Source organism: Magnetofaba australis IT-1 (assembly GCF_002109495.1).
Taxonomy (GTDB): Bacteria; Pseudomonadota; Magnetococcia; order Magnetococcales; family Magnetococcaceae; genus Magnetofaba; species Magnetofaba australis.
In genome coordinates this window covers 605,601-620,697 of the sequence record NZ_LVJN01000018.1, presented here as the reverse complement: position 1 = coordinate 620,697, position 15,097 = coordinate 605,601, and the positions used below count along the sequence as shown (strand labels likewise).

At 60.5% G+C, this 15,097-nt stretch carries 16 protein-coding genes; 4 read left to right on the top strand and 12 right to left on the bottom strand.

Translation table 11 applies throughout. The features are described from left to right. Nucleotides 1-48: 48 nt before the first annotated feature. Nucleotides 49-933, bottom strand: coding sequence for a hypothetical protein (locus tag MAIT1_RS08850; protein WP_143814740.1), 885 nt, complete (start codon nucleotides 931-933; stop codon nucleotides 49-51). 213 nt (nucleotides 934-1,146) lie between these two features. On the opposite strand from MAIT1_RS08850, the gene MAIT1_RS08845 reads away from it, so the two are divergent. Both MAIT1_RS08845 and MAIT1_RS08840 read left to right on the top strand, forming a co-directional pair. Continuing rightward, complete coding sequence (locus MAIT1_RS08845) at nucleotides 1,147-1,356, top strand: rubredoxin (protein WP_085441911.1); 210 nt, start codon at nucleotides 1,147-1,149, stop codon at nucleotides 1,354-1,356. A gap of 217 nt (nucleotides 1,357-1,573) precedes the next feature. Further along, nucleotides 1,574-2,611 (top strand): PstS family phosphate ABC transporter substrate-binding protein, encoded by a 1,038-nt coding sequence (locus MAIT1_RS08840; RefSeq protein ID WP_085441910.1) that lies wholly within the window; start codon nucleotides 1,574-1,576, stop codon nucleotides 2,609-2,611. Nucleotides 2,612-3,098: 487 nt separating this feature from the next. Here the strand turns inward: MAIT1_RS08840 and MAIT1_RS08835 are convergent, their stop codons facing one another. The 7 genes from MAIT1_RS08835 to MAIT1_RS08800 all read right to left on the bottom strand — a co-directional run bounded on the left by MAIT1_RS08835 (nucleotide 3,099) and on the right by MAIT1_RS08800 (nucleotide 9,407). Then, the gene (locus tag MAIT1_RS08835) at nucleotides 3,099-3,560 is read right to left on the bottom strand and encodes an SPOR domain-containing protein (protein WP_085441909.1); all 462 of its coding nucleotides are present in this window, start codon (nucleotides 3,558-3,560) and stop codon (nucleotides 3,099-3,101) included. Between the two features lie 225 nt (nucleotides 3,561-3,785). Next, a complete protein-coding gene (locus MAIT1_RS08830) occupies nucleotides 3,786-4,067 on the bottom strand; it encodes a hypothetical protein (RefSeq protein WP_085441908.1) in 282 nt (93 codons plus the stop codon). A 129-nt stretch (nucleotides 4,068-4,196) separates the two neighbouring features. Continuing rightward, the gene (locus MAIT1_RS08825) at nucleotides 4,197-4,652 is read right to left on the bottom strand and encodes a hypothetical protein (protein WP_143814738.1); all 456 of its coding nucleotides are present in this window, start codon (nucleotides 4,650-4,652) and stop codon (nucleotides 4,197-4,199) included. A gap of 126 nt (nucleotides 4,653-4,778) precedes the next feature. Next, nucleotides 4,779-5,348: a hypothetical protein gene (locus tag MAIT1_RS08815; RefSeq protein ID WP_085441905.1), complete on the bottom strand. Its 570-nt coding sequence runs from the start codon at nucleotides 5,346-5,348 to the stop codon at nucleotides 4,779-4,781. Between the two features lie 125 nt (nucleotides 5,349-5,473). Beyond that, nucleotides 5,474-6,268, bottom strand: coding sequence for a polyadenylate binding domain-containing protein (locus MAIT1_RS08810; RefSeq protein WP_085441904.1), 795 nt, complete (start codon nucleotides 6,266-6,268; stop codon nucleotides 5,474-5,476). A gap of 284 nt (nucleotides 6,269-6,552) precedes the next feature. After that, nucleotides 6,553-8,676, bottom strand: coding sequence for an ATP-binding protein (locus MAIT1_RS08805; protein ID WP_085441903.1), 2,124 nt, complete (start codon nucleotides 8,674-8,676; stop codon nucleotides 6,553-6,555). Continuing rightward, nucleotides 8,673-9,407, bottom strand: a complete 735-nt coding sequence (locus tag MAIT1_RS08800) for a response regulator (protein WP_085441902.1) — start codon at nucleotides 9,405-9,407, stop codon at nucleotides 8,673-8,675. Before MAIT1_RS08800 ends, MAIT1_RS08805 begins: the two co-directional genes overlap by 4 nt. Nucleotides 9,408-9,711: 304 nt before the next feature. Here MAIT1_RS08800 and MAIT1_RS08795 point away from each other — a divergent pair, with 304 nt between their 5' ends. Together MAIT1_RS08795 and MAIT1_RS08790 are read left to right on the top strand one after the other, a co-directional pair. Next, nucleotides 9,712-10,161: a hypothetical protein gene (locus tag MAIT1_RS08795; RefSeq protein ID WP_085441901.1), complete on the top strand. Its 450-nt coding sequence runs from the start codon at nucleotides 9,712-9,714 to the stop codon at nucleotides 10,159-10,161. 201 nt (nucleotides 10,162-10,362) lie between these two features. Further along, the gene (locus MAIT1_RS08790) at nucleotides 10,363-11,745 is read left to right on the top strand and encodes a hypothetical protein (RefSeq protein WP_085441900.1); all 1,383 of its coding nucleotides are present in this window, start codon (nucleotides 10,363-10,365) and stop codon (nucleotides 11,743-11,745) included. Between the two features lie 11 nt (nucleotides 11,746-11,756). Here the strand turns inward: MAIT1_RS08790 and MAIT1_RS08785 are convergent, their stop codons facing one another. The 4 genes from MAIT1_RS08785 to MAIT1_RS08770 form a co-directional block, all read right to left on the bottom strand. After that, entirely contained in the window at nucleotides 11,757-13,487 is a 1,731-nt protein-coding gene (locus tag MAIT1_RS08785; protein ID WP_085441899.1) for a SpoIIE family protein phosphatase, read from the bottom strand. 32 nt (nucleotides 13,488-13,519) lie between these two features. After that, entirely contained in the window at nucleotides 13,520-13,921 is a 402-nt protein-coding gene (locus MAIT1_RS08780; RefSeq protein ID WP_143814737.1) for a hypothetical protein, read from the bottom strand. 217 nt (nucleotides 13,922-14,138) lie between these two features. Further along, nucleotides 14,139-14,489 carry a (2Fe-2S) ferredoxin domain-containing protein gene (locus MAIT1_RS08775; RefSeq protein WP_085441897.1) on the bottom strand — a complete coding sequence of 117 codons (351 nt, stop codon included), beginning with the start codon at nucleotides 14,487-14,489 and terminating at the stop codon, nucleotides 14,139-14,141. A gap of 39 nt (nucleotides 14,490-14,528) precedes the next feature. Next, nucleotides 14,529-14,954: a hypothetical protein gene (locus tag MAIT1_RS08770; protein ID WP_085441896.1), complete on the bottom strand. Its 426-nt coding sequence runs from the start codon at nucleotides 14,952-14,954 to the stop codon at nucleotides 14,529-14,531. Nucleotides 14,955-15,097: the final 143 nt, after the last annotated feature.

Below are 15,097 nucleotides of genomic sequence, written 5' to 3'. Positions count from 1 at the left end.
TTATACGGCCTTCACTACCGCGCGGGTTTGTCCGCTGCGCCGTAGTTTCTAAGGCGTCAAACGCACGGCGTCCGCCGTGGTCCACAGCATATAGCGATTCCACGTGATGCGCGCCACCGGCATGGGCGTGCGCGCGGACTCCCATTGGATAAACTGAACCGATGTCGCGGGGGGCAGCATATAGCACTTGCCCTCTTTGACATAAGTGTCACCCACGGCGTCGATTCCCCGCAAGCGCGCAGCAATCACCGCCTCCAACCAAGCGCGCTCCAAACACCCCACCAGATTGGCCCCACTCTGCGTCATGGCGGGTTGACCGGGTGCAGGCGTTGCGCCATTCGTGTTCGCGCCGCCGGCGGGGGCCGCAGCAGGCTGCGTTTTTTGTTGCGCCGCACGTTGCTCGGCCTGCAATTTGAGCAGTCGGGGGTCGTCGGCGGGGAGCCCTGGATTGTCCTTGTTCAGAAACACCTGGGGGGCATTGCGCAGGGCTTCCATGTTTAACAATTTTGAAATGTTGACCTTCTTATGGGTCAATTCGCGGGTGCGCTCATTCTGCGGCGCAATATGCCCTTCGCTATTGATCATCCAGGTGTAGGGCGTCAGCTTGCCATAGGCGTTGGCGAATTTGCGCTCCACAATGCTGAAGTTGGCGCGCGCATAGTGGCGCACCTCCCACCCCTTATCCTCCAGAACCTTTTCTTTGCGTTTGGCGTCCAAACAGTCGGCGACCGTGCCGCCTTCGAGGCAAGCCTGCGAGGAGACGCGGTCGATGAAAGCGCGATCCTTGGCTGATAGAGCCGATTGCATTGAGGCTGCGCTGACCGGCGTTGCCTCAACCAGGGAGAGTGATAATCCCAGGCAGAGCGTTAAGGCGCTGGCGGTGGTCTGCAATCCCAGTCGATGCAGAGCGTGGTGCGGAGGACGTTTCATCATGGATTTATTCAGATTTTGAATGTGTAGGGCACTTGTGCGCAGGCGCAAGTGCGTTTACCGTGGTAAACAAGCGCCACCAGTCTAGCGGAAGCTATCGGTTGGCGCATCCTTTCCTTTTGTATCCTGGTCTGTCTGGGCCAGCGCCACCCTGTTGCGGCGATGCGTCGTCCAACCCAATGTGACGCTGGCGTTGTATGACGAGAGGAGTCTGTTATGAAGTGGCACTGTCCGATTTGTAGCTATGTATATGATGAAGACGAGGGCATTCCGGCGTTGGGGATTCAGCCAGGAACGCTGTTTAAGGATCTTCCCGATGATTGGGAGTGTCCCGAGTGCCCTGCGCGCAAAGATCAGTTTGTGCCTTATGACGATGAAGAGGCCGATGATCAGGATGTCATTGAACTGGACGGCGATGAGTGGTGAAAACACGGAAGCTTGTCCAGGGTTTCATCTCTTTTTCACATTGTCCGCGCGCGTAAGCGAAAAAGTCGCACGGATGCGAATTTTTTCATGGAAACGTTACAGCCTGTCGCGCAAGGGGTAACAAGGCCTCCCTATGATTCGGCCCGCGCTCGTCAATCGACGACGAATCTGTATCCTCCATAGCAGTTCCGAACCATCCAAAGGGAGTCATAAGGTAATGAAAAAGAGCCTGATTACCGCCGCCGCGCTGGTCGGTTTGATGAGCATTGCGCCTCAGCAAGCCGAAGCCCGCGACCAGATCCGCATTGTGGGTTCCTCCACGGTGTTCCCGTTCGCCACCACTGTGGCTGAACAGTTCGGTCGCTCCACCAAGTTCAAAACTCCGGTGATCGAGTCCACTGGCTCTGGCGGCGGTCTGAAACTGTTCTGCGCTGGTCTGGGTCTGGAGCATCCCGACATTACCAACGCCTCCCGCCGCATCAAGAAGTCGGAAGTGGAGAAGTGCGCCAAGAACGGCATCACCGACATTACCGAAGTCAAAATCGGTTATGACGGCATCGTGATGGCCAACTCCAACCAGGGCCCCCGCGTTGACCTGACCAAACAGCAGATCTTCCTGGCTCTGGCCAAAGTTGTGCCCGGTCCCGACGGCAAGTTGATCGACAACCCCAACATGAAGTGGTCCGACGTCGATTCCAAACTGCCCCCGACCCCGATTCGCGTGTTCGGTCCCCCTCCGACCTCCGGCACCCGTGACGCTTTCGCCGAGCTGGCCATGGAAGGTGGTTGCAAAACCTTCCCCGACATCAAGGCGATGAAAAAGAAAGATAAAAAGAAATATAAAGCGATCTGCCACGGTGTTCGTGAAGATGGCGCCTATGTGGAAGCCGGTGAGAACGACAACCTGATTGTGCAGAAGCTGGCTGCTGACCCCTTGGCTTTCGGCATCTTCGGCTTCAGCTTCCTCGACCAGAACAGCGACAAGGTGCACGGCAGCCTGATTCAAGGCGTTGAGCCCACCTTCGAAAATATCGCTTCCGGCGACTACCCCGTCTCCCGCTCCCTGTACTTCTACGTGAAGAAGAAGCACGTGGGTCTGGTTCCGGGCATCCCCGAGTATCTGAGCGAGTTCAGCAGTGAAAAAGCCTGGGGCGACGAAGGTTACCTGGCTGAAAAGGGCCTGATTCCCATGCCCAAAGAAGAGCGCAAGAAGTACGCTGAAGACGCCAAAATGCTGAACAATCTCTCCATGTAATCAGCATTTTACGCTGCGTCGACGACTGACGCACAGCATTCAAAAGCCCTGAACCACCTGGTTCAGGGCTTTTTTTTGCGCTACTCGCTTGCCTCGAATCGCGCGTAACTTCGCCGTGCGAGCGCCTCTAGGCATAGATACATAGCGAGTTCAAACCATAACTGCACAGAATGGCCAATGTTTGCGTGACGCAGGAGAAGCTTGCGCTGACTCTTGGCCGCCGACTGGTCGGCGGCGGGGTCTGGGGGCCGCGCCCCCAGCGGGTGTGGGCGGAGCCCACGGTTTGGATTTTGACTTTGGGAGCTCGAGGGCGGAGCCCTCGATATCTTCAAGCGCCCATATGTTCAGTTTTGAATCCTAGCGACCATTTTGGCCGCTAGCCAGTCGGAGGCCAATAGTCGGCGATCGCTCAAACGGCGTCACACAAACATTTGGCGCTCTGTACAATTCTGGATTGCGGTGACGATATACGCTGCTATTGAGGGGATCATTGCGGTGCGGATGAGGCGTTGGTCGCCGCCGTAATTGGACGCAGAGGCTTGGCGTTGGGGTCAGGCTCTATGGGGGTGATGATGCCGCCGCGAATGCCCATGAAGCGTTGAATCAGCGCAAAGGCCTTATTGGCGTCGCTGCGCTTGTCATAGGGTCCGGCGCACAGGCGCACATAGTGAATGCCGCGCACCAGCACATCGCGCGTGTAGTAGGAGATGCCAAGAGAGTCCAGCTCCTCCTGCTGTTTGCGCACATTGTCGTAGAGCAGGTAGCTGCCCACATGCACGGCGTATTTGCCGCTGTGTAGAGGGGGTTCAATGGCGGGCTGAATGCGCGGTGCGACGGCGCCGCCCGGTCCATTGGCGTCGAGAATCGCCAAACGCGGCGGTTGCACCGGTTTGGCTGCGATCTCTTCGTTATAGCGCAGGGGGAAGCCTTGATCGCCCGCTTGGGCCAAGGGGTTGCGGTCATTGACTGAACGCCCCCAAACATAGATTACAGGGGCTGTGCGCAAACCTTGTGCGTTAGCCTTTTGCGCAGAGTGAACAGCCCACAGTGCGCCAACGCAGCAAGCCGCCGCCAGGAGAGGGAGACGAAAGCGAGAGATCCGGCGTGTCGCCATCAGGACCAACCTCCATGCGCAAACAGGAGTGACGCTGCGCCATCTCTTGGCGGCAAAGCGTTATCGGCGCCACTCAACCAACGGCGCGCGCACCAGGGCGACAGGAATCAGATTGGGTTCGCCCACCGGACGCACCACCTGTAGCGGCACCTGGGCGGAGCCATATTTGAAGTGGGTCGGGCCGCCAAAAGGAGACCACTGTACCTCCAGCACCGGCGTCATATCGCTGGGATAGATTTTGGATGCGATGTTGCCGGGCGGATAGATGTAGCGACTGGTGGGCGCAAAGATCCGGGGAGCCGGATCATGCGCCCACACAGGCTGCGCGGAAGCCAAGGTCATGGCGGCGACGAGGACGCCAGCCGCAGCCCGAAGGGAATTGGATAGGGTTCGACGTAAGCCAACCATGACGCAAAGCCTCCATGCTTTGTGTCGGGTCCGTCGCCCACGGCGACGGACCCGAAACCGTCCTTACTTGTAAGACACGTTCACCCGGTAGGGGCTGGCGGGCATGCTCATGGGCACCCAGCCATAGGAGCTGTTCTGCGACACCACCACAGGCACGCCCATGGCTTGATAGCGCATGGTGGGCGCAACCGGGGAGACGGCGGCGTAGACAGCGGCGGGCTGCGTGCTGGCGTAGCGCACCGGCATGGCCGGAGCGGGCACATGGGCGGCGCCCATGGTGGCCTGAGGCGCGCCGCCGCCACGGGGGCTCGGATGGCTCAGGTATTTGGACAGGCCGTAGGTCGGCACGCCCACCGGCTGGGTGGTGTGGTAGATCAGGCCAGCCAGGGCGGTGGCGCCCAGGATGGTGGCCACGCCAGCCGCATCCGCTTTGGCGGACGAGGGGGAGTAGGCGGCGACGGCCATCGCGGCGGCGATGCCCATCAGGGCCGGTTTATGGAAGACGCTCTTGTTGATCATTGTTTACTCTCCGCTGCAAGATTTGGCCGTTTTCCGAATTTTTGGGCCGCTTTTTTATGTGTTTTTCACGCCTTTATTATTGTTATGGCACTGCTAGGCATCACTTGGTTCAACGGTACGACAGAATCAACGATACATCATGGCGCGCCCGTTTTGACGGGGAGCGCTGGGCGCATAGGCGTTGCCCATCTGCGCCACGTTCACGGGACGATATCCCGGGACCGGACTATAGGTTGATGCGCTGGGCATCGGCTGACCGCCGTTCATGGCGGTTGCTTGAGCATAGGTGTTGGGAGAGACGTAGATTCTCGCCATGCCGTTCTGGTCGCTCACCGTGGCGCGCGCATGATAGTCATACGTCGGATACTGGTAGGTGGCGACGGCGGGCATGCTCTTGAGCAGCACCTTCTGTTGTGTGAGCACGGTCACCGGCTCGGCCGGGTCGTCAACGGCGGTAAAATAGTCCCACTTGCCGGTTTTGGACGGATCCATGTACCACCAGTAGTCCACCGGGTGCATGGCGCCCTCCTGATAGACGTGGGCCATGACGTAGGGGGCTTTCGCCTGCGCGCCCTGCGCTTGCCACCCGTTGGCTTGCGCGGCGCCGGCTACGCTCAGGGCCAGCATGCCGATGGCGGCGGCCACTGCTTTGGTCTGCGTCTTCATGCTTTGGCGGCATCCGTTAACGCTGTTCATGGGTTTTTCTCCTTTTTCCCAATCGCGGCGGCAACAGACGGTTTGTGATCGCTCTTTACGAGTCTGCGTCAGTTGCCTGCCGTATTACAACTTTTTTTTCCTGATTTTGCTCTACTTTTTCCGAATCACTTATCCGGCGCCATGGGAACCATGGGAGCCATGGGGGCCATGGGAGTCGGCGTCGGGGCCAGGTGCACCGGCGCAGAGACTTGCGGCGCGGCGCTGGCGTAGCTGGCCATCTGTTGATGCCGCATGGGCGCCTGGGATTGAATCAGCGAAATCGGGTCTGTGGCGCTGGGCATCATGTTCATCATGGGCTGCTGCGTCACCGGTTGCGCATTGGCCGGCGCCATGGGCTGCGGGGCCACCATCATGTACGGTCCGGATTGCGCATACTGGGATTGCGGCGCGGTGGCTTGCTGCGGCATGGCGAAACCTGGCTGCGCATAGGATTGAAACGGCTGCGCCATCTGCGGATAGCCCATGGAGGGCGGGTAGGCGGCCATCTGTCCAAAGGTCGGCCCTTGGGTGTAGCTCATTTGCGGGTAGACGGTTTGCACCATGCCCATGTTGGGGTATCCGCCCATCTGCTGCGCCACCATGATCGGTTGCTGCGCATAGGCCTGCTGCGCATAGCCCTGTTGTACGAACCCCTGCTGGGCATAGCCCTGGGCGGGGTAGGCGGCGTAGGCCATGCCGGCCATGGGGTCATAGCCCATGCCCATCATGTCTTGCTGTTGATAGATGGCCTGCTGCTGCATCGCCATGGGCGCGCCGGGGTCGGCGTTCCAGTTGGGATTGGCGGAGTCGTAGACAGGGACGAAGCAGCCGCCCAAAACCGGGGTCAACGCCAGCACGCTCAGCATGGCGCGGCCGAACGGTTTGCGGGTCAGTCCGTTGCGGGTTTGAAATTTCGTCACCGTCTTACCTCCGTGGTTGTCTCTGGTGTCTTTGGGCTATTCATGCCGATGACGGTCATAGTATCGGGCGTAGAGACGGGGCGGATTAGCGGATCTTGGAAAAAAATCCGCTTTTTGAAGGGGTAACAGAGGGAGCGTGACGGTTATGCCGCGTCGTGGTGCGGGCGTAACTGTTTGAATCCCCGTTGAGGGGACGGCGTGTTATGTGAAATCAGAAAAAAAAATCAGCTGACTGTATCGCCAGTGAAATGGTGAGACACAGACAGCCATACAGGGGATACAGCTCAGATCGAGGGCGGTTTGGCCAGGGGAGCGCCGTCATCGGGCAGGAAAAGAATCGCCTCCAGACCGCCTTCAGGGCGGTTCTTGAGGGTCAACTCGCCATGGTGCGCGCGCACGATATTGCGCGCAATGCCCAGCCCTAGACCGGTGCCGCCGGAGCGGCGATTGCGCGAGGTCTCCAAGCGCACAAAGGGTTCGAACACCTCTTCGAGTTCGGCTTCGGGGATGCCCGGGCCGTCATCGGCAACCACAATGTGCAGACCATGGCGCCCATATCCGGCGCGGATGTAGGCGCGTTCGCCATAGGCCACGGCATTGCTCACCAGATTGTCCAGGCAGCGTTTGATGCTGTTGGGCTTGATATTGACCGGCGGGATCTGACTGCTCATCAAACGCACGTCGCGGCCCATATCCCGATGCTCTTCACACAGGGTTTCGAGCATGGCGTTCAGATCGGTCTGTTGACTCTCTTCCGAGCCCTCCATACCGCGGATGAAGTCCAAAGAGGAGGAGGTCATCGCCTCCATCTCTCCCACATCGCGCAGAATCTTCTCGCGCAACGCTTCGTCATCGAGCATTTCGGCGCGCAGCCGCAAACGCGTCATGGGTGTTTTCAGATCATGGGACAACGCCGCCAACAGATGCGTTCGTTCCTGTACGTAGCGTTGAATGCGCGCCTGCATGGCGTTAAGAGCGCGGGCCGCCTCGCGCATCTCCCGGGCGCCGCACTCGATGAGCGGCGGACGTTGAATATCTTCGCCCAGGCCGCGCGCGGCGGTGGCGAGCATGGAGAGGGGGCGGGTGGCCAAACGCACCACCACAAAGGTGATCAGAAACAGCGCAGCGGAGACCAGCGCCAAGCTGGCCAGCAGCCGCGTGGGACTCTCAAACAGCGCCTCGGGCATATCGTGATAGAACGCCGCCCACTGACCATCGCGCAACTGCACTTGCGCCACAAACGCCAGCTCCTCAGGCAGAATGGCGCCGCCGATATCCGGCGGCTCAGGCGGCGCAGGTTCGGTCTTCTTGGGCGCCTGCGGCTGTTCTGGCGCAGGCGTTTGTGGCCGTAATCCCGGGAAGGGCGGCGTAAAGAAAGGTTGCACCGGGGCGGGTAGGGGGTTCTTAACGGCCCACTCCGGCGTGGTGGGGGCGCTGAATCCCGGCGGCGCGCTGTGCGGCGTGAATCCCGGCGGGGTGGCGGGGTTCAACGGTTGTGCGGCGGCAAAATTGGGGGCGGAATAGCCACTGTTGGCCGCCTCTGTCGCCGCTGAGTTCGCGCGCTGCTGTGTGGCCCCTTGTTGCGGGCCATAGTTGGCGTTGGGCTGGGAGAACCGATTCTGATTGGGCGATGCGCCGCCATCCTGTGCGCCGGGAAACGGGAACGGTGGTTGACCAAACATGGGCATGGGCGGCGCACTGGGGAACAGCGGCATGCCTTGAGGCGACTGATTGGCGTAACGCGGCGCTTGCGGCGCTGTGCGCGCAGGCTTGGCTGGCGCAGTGGCGGCAGGGGCTTCCTTGTCTATAGCCTCAGGCGCTGTGCTTTGCTCCTCTTTGGGCGTCTTGCTGGCGGCGCTTTCGCTTGAAGACGATGACGTTTTGGCGGCGTGCGGCGGGACGGCGCTCTTGTCGCGCGCAGGCGTCTCTTTTGAGAGGGGCTTGGCCGCTGCCGACTCCGACGGGTTGGATGCGACAGGCGCAGCAGGCAGGGCTGTTAGCGGCGGCTCCTGCCGATTGAGCACATCGATCTCGATGGGGCGCTGGTCGTCCAGGCGACGCCGCAACAGCGCCAACACATAGCGCGCCTGGGGCGCATCGGAATCCACGCCCTCAAAACGCTGTGGTTGGTCATAGAAGCGCATGCGGAAGTTGGGCGACTCCAGCGCCGTGGCCAGCATCAGTCGATCATCGCGGGAGAGGGGGTCGAGCAGTTTGATCAGCGATGCGAATCGGTCCGCCGTCTGCAGCCCGCCCATCATCACCAGAGTACGCCCTCTGTCTTGGAGGTAGATCGCCGCGCCCAGCCCCAAAGAGAGGATCAGTCCGGCGCCCAGGATGATGGCCAGTCGTGAGAAGAGGCTATCGGGCAGCCAGCGCCGACGACGCGGCGGGATGGTCGGCGTCACGCCGACTCCTCAACCGGGCAGTCAAGCATATAGCCTTGGCCCCAGACGGTGGCGATGAGCTCAGGGCCATCGGGATTGCCCTCGCGCAGACGTTTGCGCAGGCGGCCTATCTGCACGTCGATGCCGCGTTCAAACGGCGAGGCGTCGCGTCCCACATAGGCGTTCATGATGCGGTCGCGATCCAGCACCTCCTGGGGATTGTTCAAAAAGATGGTGAGCAGGGCGTACTCTTTCTTACTTAAGGAGATGAGCACGCCGCTGGGCGCGGTCAAGCGGCGCGAAGCCAGATCCAGGCGCCAATCGGCGAACAGCAGCGCCTTGGCCGCCGGGCGCCCTTTGACCACCGGTTCGGCGCGGGCGCGCCGCAGCACGCTGCTGATGCGCGCCAGCAACTCACGGGGGTTGAACGGTTTGGGCAGATAGTCGTCGGCGCCCATCTCCAGGCCGATGATGCGATCGGTCTCTTCGGTGCGCGCGGTGAGCATGATGATGGGCAGCGGCGCGGTCTTGGGGTCGGCGCGCAGGTTGCGGCACAGGGTCAGGCCGTCGTCGCCAGGCAGCATCACATCCAGCACCAGCAGGTCCGGCATATGTTCATTGATGGATGGCCACAGCTCCTCGCCATCAGGCAGGGCGATGCATGCAAAGCCGTTCTTTTGCAAGTAATCCTGCAAAAGCTCGCGGGTCTGGTCGTCATCCTCCACCACCAGGATGGTCTCTTTTGCACTCATCGCAGTCCTCTTGACTCTCAATCGCGCCCGTGGGGCTTAACTGTAACAAATATGTGTCAATATTGGCACGGTTGTTTGGCTTTATCGCATGGATTCAATGGGATGTTGGGAAACTTTTACACAAATACGACTTCACGTCGACTGTGGATTATGTCACAGTATCGCTCAACGGAAGCCGAACGGATTCGGACCCTCTGCTCAAGAGGCTCCAGCAGCATAATAACAATGGACTCCCCAGGCGCGCCAGTTGGCCGATGCGCGCCGACTCGAAACTCGACCTCGACGACTGCAATGGAGATGAAAAATGAAAACGATTTCCAAACTGACCCTGGGCGCTCTGTCCGCCGCCATGCTGTTGGCCGGCGCCGCTTCCGCTGAAGAAGCCGCTGCTCCCGCGCCGTTCGCTCCCTATGGCTACGCTCCCTACGGTTACGCCGCCGCGCCCGCCATGCCCTGGTCGCAAGATCCCTACGCCGTGCAAAAGACCATCATGGAGAGCCAGTACAAGCTGCACCGCAAAATGATGGAAGACCAGTACAACATGCAGCGCGCCATGATGGATAAGAACGCTTTCCAAGGTCCTGAAGGCGAAAAGATCTACAAGCAGATGATCGAGAGCCAGGACAAGATGCACAAGCAGATGATGGAAAGCCATGACAAGATGCAAGAGAAGGTCATGGGCAACATGGAGAAGATGAAGACCATGGCTCCCGCCATGCAATCCCCCTTCACGGCCCCCACCGCCGCCAAGTAATCACCACGCTGCTAGCGTGAGGAATTTTTCTCCCGCCTCTGTGTGAGGCGGGAGAAGCCCGATTGCATCCCTCCTCCCGCGAAATCGCGGACCCGCTCCACCCCCCTGGAGCGGGTTTTTCTTTTGTGTCATCTGAAACCCCTGTTGTCCCTCCTGGTTCTGTTTCACACTCCTTTCCCATGATCTGAAAGGAGTCCATTGATGAATGCTGGTTCGCAGAGCGCTCAGAGTGCTTCGCCGCATGTGGTTGTGATCGGCGGCGCAGCTTCCCATGAGCTGATTCAGGATGTGGTCAATGCAATGCGACCGCTCTGCTGGCGCGGGGTGATTGCCGATGCCCGTGGCGCAACCTGGGCCCAACTGGCTGCGGAGTCGCGGCAAGGCGCGCAAGCGGCGGCGCCGGTGTGGTTGCTGCCGCTGGTGGAGCCCGCCCTTTGGCGCGATGCCGGCGTGGAGACGCGATTTTTTCGCCAGCTCCTGGCGCGGGAGCGCGCCGGCGAGTGGACCATTGCGCCTGTGCTGTGGCGTCCCGCGCCATGGCCCGATCCGGCCTGGGGGCGGCTGCGCGCCATCCCCGAACAAGGAAGCTCGATCGCGCCCCGTCTGGGCTACTCCGCCGCGCTGGCGTGGATTCAGGAGGCGTTGCGGCTGCGTTTGCGTGAGGATCGATCCCTCAGTCTGGGGCGGAGTGATGGCGTTGAACAGGGCGGCGGCGGCGCGGGTATGAGTCAGGATCCCCCTGAGCAGCGATTTCCCGCAGCGCGACCGCTCAACTTTGTCGCCAATGAAGAGCTGATGGCGGTAATGGACGCCGCCATGGCGCAGCATGCCCATGTGATTCTGTCCCCGCCCGAGGGCGCGGAGGCGGCGCATGGCTGGGGCGCCGCCACTTTGGCTTTGGAGTATCTCTATCGATTCCGGCAGCGTCATGCGGGCGTTGTTTGGCAAACGCCAGGAGAAGCGCTTGATCTCGCGCGGCAGCGACGACAAGTCGACCCGCGTGCGCTGTGGGTGGGGGATGCGGCGTTTACCGCACAAGCTGGAGACGCCCAACGCCTGACCTTATGGCGCAGTGTGGAGCCCCCCCTAGAGACACTGGCTGGTTGCGTGGTGCGTCTGCCGTCGTGGTCACTGAATGTGCGATTGGCTGCGCTGCGTTTGTGGAGTGGGCAGCGCCCTGGCCCGGGGTTGCGCGCGGTGGCCGAATGGGCGGATGGATGGCCGCTGCTGACGACTCTGCTGGGCGCAGCGGTGCGGGTGCGTCGGATTGCGCCGATGAAACTTCTCTCTCTACTGGATGTTGCGCACGCAGTGGGTTTGCAGGCGAAACTACGCGCCTATTATGCTTGCATGCGACTGTGGCTGGAGCAGGAGCGTCCACACAGCGCGCGTGTTTGGGCGCTGCTTTGCGCACAGTGGCGCAGCAGCGGCGCGCCTGAGCAGGATGCCGTGCGGCAGCGGTTTGGATTGGATGCTGATGCGCAGATTGGCTTGTTGCAAGCGTTGGGCTGGGTGCGGATTATTCGACAGCGTTGCGTCGGCCAGCAAGCTCTATTGGCGTTGGCGCAAGAGGATACAAACTGAGAAGCGGCGCGTTAATCCTCGCGCAGGCGGAAGGTGATGGTGAGTCGATTGCCCTGGTCATGATAGTTGACCTCATCGCAGAGGCGAGCCAAGGCGCGCAGACCACCCTGACTCTGTTGGCGCGCGGCGACATAGTCGAAACCCGCGCCGCTATCGCGAATATCCAGACGAAACTCGCCGCTGCAATCCTGTTCGGAGCAGGGGTGGCCCGAACACTCCCCCGTGTTTGCGAAATAGGCGATGTTGATGCGAATTTCGCCTTCGGTCAGTTCACGTAAGCGCTCCTGCCGCAGTTTGCTGTATTGGGTGGAGCGGGCCAGGTCGTACTTCAGCGACGGATCCAGACGCAACAGGCCGTAATCCAAGGCGTTGGAGAAGGTCTCACGCAAAATGATGAAGATCTTCTGGGCGTGGCGGCGCAGGGTGGGGCGGTGCAGCGCCATGCGCGTGAGCTGAATCACCCAGTCGCTGCCGCGCAAGGCGTCGGGCTCCAGCGTCGCGTCTAGGCGCCAGGTCGGGTCTTCGGAGTGGCCGCAAGCGGATTGGCGCGCGCGGTGCGCGCGGAATTGGGCTGCGGATTCAACAATGATGCGGGATTCGGCAAAGGGTTCATGCAGATTTTGACAGTTCAACTCAACGGCGGTGACGTCATCTTGTGGCGGCGTTGCGCCGCAGAACTGTCTGACCGCAGTATGAATATGGTCAAATGGCAGCTCTTCGTGCTGAATTTTCAACAACAGCGCCTCATAGGCGTCGGCGCCGAAATAGTCGCCATTGGCGTTCTGCGCTTCAATGGCCCCATCGGTGCTCATCACGATGCGCTGCATGGGAGAGGTGCGGCTGCGCACCGTGGGGGCTTGAAACTGATCGCCCGTAAGGATGCCCAGCGGGGGAATGCGGGAGTCCACCCGGCGAATGATGCGTCCGGCTTCCATGATCAGCACGTCGGGCAGCCCGGCGTTCCAGATCTGCACCGCCTGTTTATAGGGGTTCATCTCCAGCGCCGCCGCAGCCAGAAAGGCGCCGGGCGGCATGCGCTGATTGAGCTTGTTGTTGAGCTCCAACAGAATCGCATCCATGCGGAAGCCGCGTTCGCTCATGCCGGTGAAGATGTCCGACACCAGCGGCGCGCCCAGCGCCGCTGGCAGGCCATGGCCGGTGAAGTCGCCCAGAAAGATGTGCCGCCCGCCGTCGGGGCGGGTGGCGGCCAACAGCACATCGCCGGAGGAGGCTTCCACCGGGGTCATCACGTAGCGCAGGTCCGGCGTATCCAGATCCGGCGCATTGCGAATCCGCGACAGCGACTCTTCAATGAATTGCCGCTCTTGCGCCAGTTGGTCGCGGTGGCTCTTGAGCTGTAAGGCCAGCCGCCGCTTGCGGATCCAGGCATCGATGCGGGCCTGAAGAATCAGCTTGTTAACAGGTTTTAAGATGAAGTCGTCGCCGCCATAGGCCAGGCAGCGCGCCAAGTCGCTCTCCTCTTCCAAAGCGGTGAGGAAGATCACCGGAAGCAGGGGGTCAGCGGTCATGGACTTGATGGCGCGGGTGACTTCCAGCCCATTCATTCCCGGCATCACCACATCCAGAATCGCCAGCGAAGGGGGATGTTGCTGGAACTTGGCGATGGCCTCTTTGCCGTCATAGGCAACCACCACGTCATAGCCCATGGCCAGCAGATAGCGTCGCACCAGGAGCACCTGGTCCGGGTCGTCATCGACCAGCAGAATCCGTTCTTGGTCCATAAGACGTCAGACTGAGCGTGTGGATGCGTCGATTAGATAAACGAAGAGAACAGCGCGTTATCGGATTCCGGGTGCAGCTTGAGCGCATTGAGATAGGCGGTGTTGGCCAGCCCGAAGCGGTTCGTGCCGATGCCAATGGCGCTGCCTTCGCCCACTTTGGCGTCATCGGCGACGTCCAGATTGCTGGCCATGTTGGCGCCGTTGAGCAGGTCATCCAGGCTATCGGCTTTGATGGCGGCCTTGCCTTGGAGGAAATTGATGGTGTCTGGCTGACGGCTCGGATAACCCGCGCTATCCAGCACCTTGGAGAGCGGCGAGCTCTGCTTGACCTTTGCGCCGAAGGTGCTGTAATCGCCGCGCAAAGTGGGTGTAACGCCACTGTTGAGCGAGAGGGCGGAGTAGAGTGAGGTATATGCGTTCAGAGTATTGGCCATGATTTCTGCCCACCAAATGAGGGCGGCTCACCAAATGAGGGCGCCTGTGGCTTTTGAGAAAGATGCGACGCAAAGACGCTTCTTTCCATACTAATGTAAAATAAATCCTAACAAAAAAGCTTCAGCCTATCCAGAAATATCCGATAGTTCTCGTTGAGGGCGTCATGCGTGCTGAGTTTATCCCAATGCTATTGCGCATTTTTACCAAACGGTGCGGTTAAAATGGCGGGGGGAAGTCAGGGTTGGGGACGGTTTCCGCCTCGCTGGCGTTATCATCATCGCTGGATTCGTCTGCCGGGGTTTCGGCCAACGCTTTGCGGGCGGCCTCGACGATCTCATCCAGAGCCGCCTCATCCACATGGCGAAAGAATGAACCGCCCGGCGCCAAACGCATGTTAGGGCCCAGCTCGCAGCTGCCAAAACAGCGAATACGCCGCACTTCAATGGCCACGCCCGCCTGCTTTAAGCGCGTTTCAAGCGCATTCGCCAGCCCCTCGCTGCCGCGACCGGCGCAGGAGGGGCGGGTGCTGGGACGTTCATTGATGCATGCCATGATGTACGGGCGCATGCCGTTCTCCAAAGCGGGTTGAGCGAGTGGAATTACGGTTTACGCTTCGAGCTTCATGTAAGGCTCTAAACGATGCATCAGGCGATAGGTCACCTCGTCGCGGCGGCCGTCATTGAGTCCCATCAGGCGATCTTCGCCATCGGTGATCCCCTCCAGATAGTCGATGTTGGAGCGGTCGGCATGGAGAATGGCCAAGCGTTCGCCCACCATGCGGGGATCTTTTTCAAACACCTTGGCGAAGATGAGAATGATGGCGTAACCGCGCTCGTTGTCATCCTCAACATGCTGACGCGCCAGCAGCATGTTGGCCATGCCTTTGACATAGCCCATGACATAGGCGTCGTCGAGCAACTCTTCAGGGAGTTTGCCGCCTTGGCGCTCGCGCACCTCTTTGAACAGAGGGCAGATCTGCTGCAGACACTCTTGCAGATGTTTCTCCAGCACTTTCTCTTCAAGGGTGGACATCTGTTCTCTCCTGCCTGTGGGGCGGCGGCGTCACACCGCCAGTGGGGGGCTTTCGCCCGACGCCGCTATACTCCAGCGCATTCAGCGCGATATAGAGAGTTTAATGTTCCGATGTCGGTTTGCCAATTGTCTTCATGGACGGG

Excerpts from the sequence above, each read along its gene's own strand:
- MAIT1_RS08850 (WP_143814740.1), bottom strand. The coding sequence starts at position 933 with ATGATGAAACGTCCTCCGCACCACGCTCTGCATCGACTGGGATTGCAG.
- MAIT1_RS08845 (WP_085441911.1), top strand. The coding sequence starts at position 1,147 with ATGAAGTGGCACTGTCCGATTTGTAGCTATGTATATGATGAAGACGAG.
- MAIT1_RS08840 (WP_085441910.1), top strand. The coding sequence starts at position 1,574 with ATGAAAAAGAGCCTGATTACCGCCGCCGCGCTGGTCGGTTTGATGAGC.
- MAIT1_RS08830 (WP_085441908.1), bottom strand. The coding sequence starts at position 4,067 with ATGACCTTGGCTTCCGCGCAGCCTGTGTGGGCGCATGATCCGGCTCCC.
- MAIT1_RS08825 (WP_143814738.1), bottom strand. The coding sequence starts at position 4,652 with ATGATCAACAAGAGCGTCTTCCATAAACCGGCCCTGATGGGCATCGCC.
- MAIT1_RS08815 (WP_085441905.1), bottom strand. The coding sequence starts at position 5,348 with ATGAACAGCGTTAACGGATGCCGCCAAAGCATGAAGACGCAGACCAAA.
- MAIT1_RS08800 (WP_085441902.1), bottom strand. The coding sequence starts at position 9,407 with ATGAGTGCAAAAGAGACCATCCTGGTGGTGGAGGATGACGACCAGACC.
- MAIT1_RS08795 (WP_085441901.1), top strand. The coding sequence starts at position 9,712 with ATGAAAACGATTTCCAAACTGACCCTGGGCGCTCTGTCCGCCGCCATG.
- MAIT1_RS08790 (WP_085441900.1), top strand. The coding sequence starts at position 10,363 with ATGAATGCTGGTTCGCAGAGCGCTCAGAGTGCTTCGCCGCATGTGGTT.
- MAIT1_RS08785 (WP_085441899.1), bottom strand. The coding sequence starts at position 13,487 with ATGGACCAAGAACGGATTCTGCTGGTCGATGACGACCCGGACCAGGTG.
- MAIT1_RS08780 (WP_143814737.1), bottom strand. The coding sequence starts at position 13,921 with ATGGCCAATACTCTGAACGCATATACCTCACTCTACTCCGCCCTCTCG.
- MAIT1_RS08775 (WP_085441897.1), bottom strand. The coding sequence starts at position 14,489 with ATGCGCCCGTACATCATGGCATGCATCAATGAACGTCCCAGCACCCGC.
- MAIT1_RS08770 (WP_085441896.1), bottom strand. The coding sequence starts at position 14,954 with ATGTCCACCCTTGAAGAGAAAGTGCTGGAGAAACATCTGCAAGAGTGT.